At 60.3% G+C, this 6742-nt stretch carries 7 protein-coding genes; 2 read left to right on the top strand and 5 right to left on the bottom strand.

Going from position 1 to position 6742, the window contains the following annotated elements; translation table 11 throughout:
- A partial coding sequence (locus NW856_RS04030) for an ATP-binding protein (protein WP_414399234.1) occupies positions 1-1998 on the bottom strand: 1998 nt, incomplete at its 3' end.
- Between the two features lie 348 nt (positions 1999-2346).
- Between NW856_RS04030 and NW856_RS04025 the strand changes: the two genes are divergently transcribed.
- Positions 2347-3339 (top strand): deoxyhypusine synthase family protein, encoded by a 993-nt coding sequence (locus NW856_RS04025; RefSeq protein WP_414399228.1) that lies wholly within the window; start codon positions 2347-2349, stop codon positions 3337-3339.
- Positions 3340-3349: 10 nt separating this feature from the next.
- On the opposite strand, the gene NW856_RS04020 is transcribed toward NW856_RS04025, so the two are convergent.
- The 3 genes from NW856_RS04020 to NW856_RS04010 are packed head-to-tail and all read right to left on the bottom strand — an operon-like array spanning position 3350 to position 5389.
- On the bottom strand, positions 3350-3916 hold the full coding sequence (locus tag NW856_RS04020; RefSeq protein ID WP_414399227.1) for an ankyrin repeat domain-containing protein: 567 nt from the start codon (positions 3914-3916) through the stop codon (positions 3350-3352).
- Between the two features lie 4 nt (positions 3917-3920).
- Positions 3921-4739: an MBL fold metallo-hydrolase gene (locus NW856_RS04015; protein WP_414399225.1), complete on the bottom strand. Its 819-nt coding sequence runs from the start codon at positions 4737-4739 to the stop codon at positions 3921-3923.
- Positions 4736-5389, bottom strand: a complete 654-nt coding sequence (locus NW856_RS04010; protein WP_414399232.1) for an anthranilate synthase component II — start codon at positions 5387-5389, stop codon at positions 4736-4738. Before NW856_RS04010 ends, NW856_RS04015 begins: the two co-directional genes overlap by 4 nt.
- Positions 5390-5504: 115 nt before the next feature.
- Between NW856_RS04010 and rlmN the strand changes: the two genes are divergently transcribed.
- The gene (gene rlmN / locus NW856_RS04005) at positions 5505-6563 is read left to right on the top strand and encodes a 23S rRNA (adenine(2503)-C(2))-methyltransferase RlmN (RefSeq protein WP_414399223.1); all 1059 of its coding nucleotides are present in this window, start codon (positions 5505-5507) and stop codon (positions 6561-6563) included.
- Between the two features lie 27 nt (positions 6564-6590).
- Here the strand turns inward: rlmN and NW856_RS04000 are convergent.
- Positions 6591-6742: M24 family metallopeptidase C-terminal domain-containing protein (locus NW856_RS04000; RefSeq protein ID WP_414399230.1), on the bottom strand; the 152-nt coding region annotated here is incomplete at its 5' end.

The following is a 6742-nucleotide window of genomic DNA, read 5'->3' as shown; positions in this document are numbered from 1 at the left end:
TTCAGGGTTTTGGGGGTTAGAGGCATGCTCCCGCCAAGCGCAACTGGGGGGATCCGTCTCGGCGGGCGGATCCGTGAACTCCAGGGGCGAGCCCTCTGCATACAGATGCAGATCGAACCAAAAGGTGGATCCCTGTTCCAGTTTGCTCTCCAGGCGGATGCAGGTGTGGTGCTTTTCCAGAATGTTGCGCACAATGGCTAAGCCCAAGCCCGTCCCCTCCAGGGTATGCACGCGGTTCTCCACCCGGAAAAAGCGGTCAAAAATCCGCTCTTGATCCTCTGGGGCAATGCCAATGCCCGTATCGGCCACCGCCACGCGCACTGCCTGCGGGGATCCATCCGCCTGAACCACCAGGTGGGCATGCACCGTCACCAGGCCCCCTGAGGGGGTGAACTTGAGGGCATTGCCCAGGAGATTGGTCATCACCTGCAGCAGCAGATCGTAGTTGCCCCAGACCAGCGGCAGATCCGGATCGACGAACTTGCGCAGCTGGATCCCTTTGTCGCGGGCCTGCAGGTGATGGGTGCGCAGCGTTTGCTCGATCACTGCCGCGATGTCGACACCTTCAAAGTGGTACTGCTTGCCCGATTCCAGACGAGACAAATCCAAAACATCGTTGACCAGGCGGGTGAGGCGGTCGGTTTCGCGGTTGGCAATTTCCAGATAATCCTGCCGCTCGGCGGGGGACATCTGCTCGCCGTACTCGTAGAGGGTCTCGATAAAAGACTTGATGCTGAAGAGGGGGGTGCGCAGCTCGTGGCTGATGTTGCTGATGAATTGGGCCTTGGCTTCGTTGAGCTCTGCCTCGCGGGTGATGTCCTGCACCGTCATCACGATCCCCTTGAGATTTTGCCGCCGCGGATCCGACACCGGCGAAAGCAGGATGCGGATAACACGCTTGGTGGGGCCGGTGAGGTTGACGCGAACTTCCTCTGCTTCTTGATCCCCGCGGGCAATGTGCATCAGAGGGCGGGCCAGTTGCTGCCGCAGATCCTCCGGCAACAGCTCCGGCAAGGGTTTGCCCAAAACGGGATCCCCTTCCCAGCCAAACATACGAGAGGCGGCAGGGTTGAGCAGCAGCACCCGCAACTCGGCATCCAGCAAAATGGCAGCATCGACGATGGAGAAGACCAAGGTCTCCAACTTGGCTTTGGCGGCAGCCAGTTCCTCGATGTTTTGCTCTTCGTAGCTTTGCAGCCGCTCCGCCATCTCGTTAAAGCTGTCGATGAGCTGGGCCAGCTCTCCCCCGAAGGGCAGGTCGATGCGCTGCTTGAAGTTACCTTTGGTGATCTCCTGGACACCTTTGACCAGCTCTTTGATGGGATAGGTGATGGTGAGGGCATTGACCACCGCTCCCAGGATGGCCAAGACCCACACCGCCAAAAACACCCCAATCGAGACCTCCCGCGCCAGCTGGGTGGAGCGCACCAAGGCAGGATTGGGATTGATCCCCAGGCCGAGGGTGCCCAAAAAGCGGCCCTGATGATAGATGCCGACAAAAATATCCGTCACCCGCCCGGCAGGAGTGAGGTGGGTGCGCACCAGCGGTTGGCCCTCAGCAGGGGGGCGATTGTCCGGCAGTTGCATGCGACGGGTGAGGCTGAGGGAGGTTTTCACCTCTTGGTTGGAAAACGGGATCCCGTAGTAGATGTTTCCTTCGGGATCGGCATAGAGCAGATAGCGGATGCTGCTGGTGCTCTCAAAGTACTGGCGGGACAGTTGCGCCACTTCGCCAATGCGATCTTCCGCAATCAGGGGGGCGACATTGGCGGCCAAGAGCAGCCCCAGATCTCGGCCAAAGCGGGCCTCGTTGAAGCGGGCATCCTGCTGCACGGTGCTGACGGCCCAGAAGGTGAAACTGCTCACCACCAATGAGACCACCAGCGTTGCCACAAAGAGCAACTGAGTTTCCAACCGCAGTTTTTGCTTCCATCGCGCCCACCAGCGCTGCAGGGATCCCATAGAGATCCCGGTCGTTGTTGGCACTGACATGTCCACAGCGCCAGGCAATGGCTCGGCAGGAGAAGAAGCCAGCTCAGGAGATTGGACTTCGGCAATGGGCTCGGCTGGCTCGACGGTGCTGACAGGAGGCATGAACCCAACGTGAACAGATAGCGTGAACGGATATAGGGCGGTGATTTGCCACCATTCTGACATGGGCAGGCGATCCCTTTGTCTCAGCCAAGGCCGGGTGAGAACCGGTATGGGATCCCGGCTTCGCAACGCAACCTGCTCCAGCCGACCTGCAGGGGAATGGTTGCCAATACCGATAAAGGTATCCCCAAGCAAAGCTTGTCAGCGCCCCTAAAGTTGATAGACTAGAAAACCGTGCTTCACCAGGTCAGAGTGACCGGAAAAATCGTGACCAACAGCCCCGTCAGCCAATTTATCCAACATCATTTTCGCCACTTCAACGCAGCCGCGCTGGTGGATGCGGCCAAGGGCTACTGTGCTCACCTGGAAAAGGGCGGCAAGATGATGGTGACCCTGGCCGGCGCCATGAGCACAGCGGAGCTGGGCCTTTCCCTAGCGGAAATGATCCGGCAGAACAAGGTGCACGCCATCTCCTGCACCGGCGCCAACCTAGAAGAGGACATCTTCAACCTCATCGCCCATGAGTTCTACGAGCGGGTGCCCCACTACCGCGATCTTAGCCCGCAGCAGGAGCAGGAGCTGCTGGAGCGGCACCTGAACCGGGTAACCGATACCTGCATTCCCGAAGAGGAGGCGATGCGGCGCCTAGAAAAAGCCCTCTTGGAAGAGTGGATGGCTGCCGACCAGGCCGGGGAACACTACTTCCCGCACGAGTTTATCTACCGCATCCTGCGCAGCGGCCGGCTGGAGCCCTACTACCAAATTAATCCCCGGGATTCTTGGGTTTACGCCGCTATGGAGGCCAACTTGCCCATCTATGTGCCGGGATGGGAGGACTCCACCACCGGCAACATGTATGCCGCCCACTGCATCACGGGTGAGATCCGCAATGTGCATACCGTCCGCACAGGGATCGAGTACATGATCCACCTGGCGGACTGGTACACGCACACCTCGGCGGAGTGCTCCATTGGCTTCTTTCAAATTGGCGGCGGCATTGCTGGGGATTTCCCCATTTGTGTGGTGCCCATGCTCCATCAAGATCTGGGTCGCCAGGGCGTACCCCTGTGGGGCTATTTCTGCCAGATCAGCGACTCCACCACCAGCTACGGTTCCTACTCGGGGGCAGTGCCCAATGAGAAGATCACCTGGGGCAAATTGGGGATCGACACCCCCAAATTTGTCATCGAGTCGGATGCCACCATCGTGGCGCCTTTGATCTTCGCCTGGGTGCTGGGGTGGTAGAGAAGGGGAATCAATCTGTATGCCCGTCGGTTGAGGCGGAGCGGGGCCAGCGGGACAACAGGGTTGCAGCTTCCCAGCGGCGCATGTCCTGGGCAATTTGCAGGGGGGTGAGGCCGTAGCCGTCCGGCTCGTCGATCTCGGAGCCATGTTCCAGCAGCAGCCGAACGACCTCGGGGTTGCCGGACCAAGCGGCAAAATGCAGGGGAAGGCCACCGGCGCCAAAACGAGCGTTCACCTCGGCCCCTCCCTCGAGCAGGGCTTTCGTAACCTCAGGGTTGCCCAGGCGAGCCGCTTGGTGCAGTGGGCTAGCTCCCCCATGGTCTAGTTGATTGGGATCCGCCCCCGCTGCCAGCAAAAGATGGGCGTTGAGGCCGCTCTCCACGAAAAACAGGGCTGTCTTGCCCCGCTCATCGACAGCGTTGGCGTCTTTCCCCAGCCAGAGAGCCAGTTGCAGCCGCAGCGGGTTGGCTTGGGCCAAGGCTTGTGGATCTTCTGGTAGGGAGTATCCATAGAATCCCAGACCCCCCACTAGCAGGGATCCCAGTCCGACAGCGATTTTTAGGACCTGACCTCGCATAGCCCTATTCCTCAAAGAAAAGGATGGCGAGCCCCTGCCTGGGCAGAGCCTGGGCCGAGAGCAGCAACGGGTTGCTGAGGGCAGGTTGCGCGGCAGCAGCGGGGAAGAGACGCAAAAACTCCTGCAGCGGCAGCAGCTCGCATTGGGATTCCTCGGCGGCGGCCGTGCGATACATGGTGGGGATGACCAGCTTGGGCTGCAGCGCCTCAATGGCCGCCTTGGCCCCGGCAGGATCGTAATTTTTCGGCCCACCCCCCACTGGCACCAGCAACAGGTCGGGACGAGCAAGCAGGATGGACTGCTCCCGCGTAATTGGCTGCAGCGCCCCTCCCAAATGGACAATGTCGATCCCAGCCATGCGCCAGCGCCAACCCACGTTTACGCCAAAGCGAGGGCCACGGGGCATGCGTACTCCTTGCACCCGGATCCCGTCGATCAGATAGTCCCCCGGCTGAAACAGCACCCTTGGGTTGCCGGGCACCACATCCAAAGCGCCCTCATCCAACAAGCGGCTGCTGAGCAACACCAGATCGGCAGCAACTCGTGGGGCAGGATAGCCAGCCGTACAGCCCGCCGGCCGAAACGGGTTGACCAGAAACCGTCGGCCCTCCCCCTCGAACAAAACACAACTGTGGTGCAGCCAAGTCAGTTGCAGCCCCTGCGAGCTGGAGCCGGGAGTGAACTCTATAGACCCTGGGGTTGTTGGCGTTTCCGAACCTTGTGCCGGAGCTGTCTGAGCGCCCGCTTTGCGCCCTCTGGCCAGGTTCACGGCCATCGATCCCAGCAGCCCAGCGCTGGCTTGCAGAAGCTGGCGACGCTTCATGGAGTGGGGATCCCTGATGTAACAACGGCAACAGATTCCTGGGATACTTGCGAAGCATTGGGCTGAGCAGCAGTTAAGGCCTGGGCGCTGCGCAGGAAGTTGCTCAACAAGCGCTTGCCCTCGGCGGTCAAGATGCTCTCCGGGTGGAACTGCACGCCCTGAACATGGGGATAGCGGCGGTGGCGTACCCCCATGATGATCCCATCGCTGGTTTGGGCCGTCACCTCCAGCTCGTCAGGACACGTAGAAGGCTCGATCACCAAGCTGTGGTAGCGGGTGGCCGTGAAAGGCTGGCTCAACCCCTCAAACACTCCCACCCCTCGATGGTAAATGAGCGAGGTTTTGCCATGCATCAGCTCAGGTGCGCGCACGATCTGACCACCGTAGACCTGCCCAATGCACTGGTGCCCCAGACAAACGCCCAGGATCGGCAGCTCTGGCCCCAGCTCCCGAATCAACTCCAGGGAGATCCCGGCATCTTCTGGCCGCCCTGGCCCAGGAGAGATGACCACCGCTTGCGGCTGCATGCGGCGCAGGTCGTCAACGGAGAGCTGGTCATTGCGAAAAACCTGTAGCTGGGCTCCCAACTCCCCCAGATACTGCACCAGGTTGTAGGTGAAGCTGTCGTAGTTGTCGATGACGACCAGCACTTCAACATCCGGCAACGGCACCCCATTTTATCACTTCCACTGGACTGAAGGAGATTGGGTCACGGGGACAGGCTAGAGTGAAGGAGCCAGACTCCTGTGCTTTTGAGATGGATTTATGTCGGCCCTACCCATTCCCCTGCTGGGGCAGTCCTTGTCTGCTCTGAAAGACTGGGCAGTTGCTCAAGGACAGCCGGCCTATCGCGGGCAACAACTGCATGCTTGGATCTACCAAAAAGGGATCCGCTCCCTGGAACAGGTGACGGTGTTTCCTAGGGCTTGGCGAGAGGCGGTGCAAAGCTACCCAGTGGGACGCTCGCGCATTGTGCAGCGGACAGAGGCCCGCGATGGTACTGTGAAGTTTCTGCTGGGGTTGGCGGATGGGCAGTTGATCGAAACGGTAGGGATCCCAACGGCCAAGCGTCTGACGGTCTGCGTCTCTTCTCAGGTGGGCTGCCCGATGGCCTGCGATTTCTGTGCCACCGGCAAGATGGGCTACCGGCGCAACCTAGAGCTGCACGAGATTCTGGATCAGGTGTTGACGGTGCAGGAAGATTTTGGCCGTCGCGTCAGCCATGTGGTCTTTATGGGCATGGGGGAACCCCTGCTCAACCGCGATACGGTGGTACAAGCCATCCGCAGCCTGAATCAAGATATCGGCATCGGCCAACGGCATATCACCCTCTCGACGGTGGGGGTACCCCGGCAAATTGCCTGGCTGGCGCAGCAGGATCTGCAAGTTACCCTGGCCGTCAGCTTGCATGCCCCCAATCAAGACCTGCGGCAACGGTTGATCCCCTCGGCAGCCCACTACCCTCTGGACACTCTGATCCAGGATTGCCGCGACTACATGCTGCGCACCGGGCGGCGAGTCAGTTTTGAATATACCCTGCTATCGGGGGTCAACGATCTGCCCATTCATGCCCGCCAACTGGCGCAATTGCTGCAGCAGGCCAGCCGGTCAGGGGTGCAACTGCACGTGAACCTGATCCCTTACAACCCTATCTCTGGAGCCGACTATCAACGCCCCCACCCGACACGGGTCAGAGAGTTCGTCCGCCAGCTCGAACAGCACCAAGTGCGGGCCACTGTGCGCCAAACCCGTGGCTTGGATGGCAATGCCGCATGTGGTCAACTGCAGGGATCCTTCCTGCGTTCTTTGCCAGGGGATTTGTAATCGCCGCGCAACGCTTGCGCGAGTACATCAGCTCAGTCCGCAGGCGCATTTTAGCCAGGCGGCATCCTGTTCTGGCAAGGTGGCGTGGTGCATGGCGTAAACCTGCCGGTGATACTCGTCCAGCCAGGCTCGCTGCGCCTCGTTCAACAGTTCCCAATCGATTAAGCGCCCATCAAAAG

This window comes from Synechococcus sp. R3-13, from assembly GCF_047462195.1.
Taxonomy (GTDB): Bacteria; Cyanobacteriota; Cyanobacteriia; order Thermostichales; family Thermostichaceae; genus Thermostichus.
The sequence above is the reverse complement of the archived record's forward strand: the minus strand, read 5'-3'. Positions and strand labels throughout refer to the sequence as shown.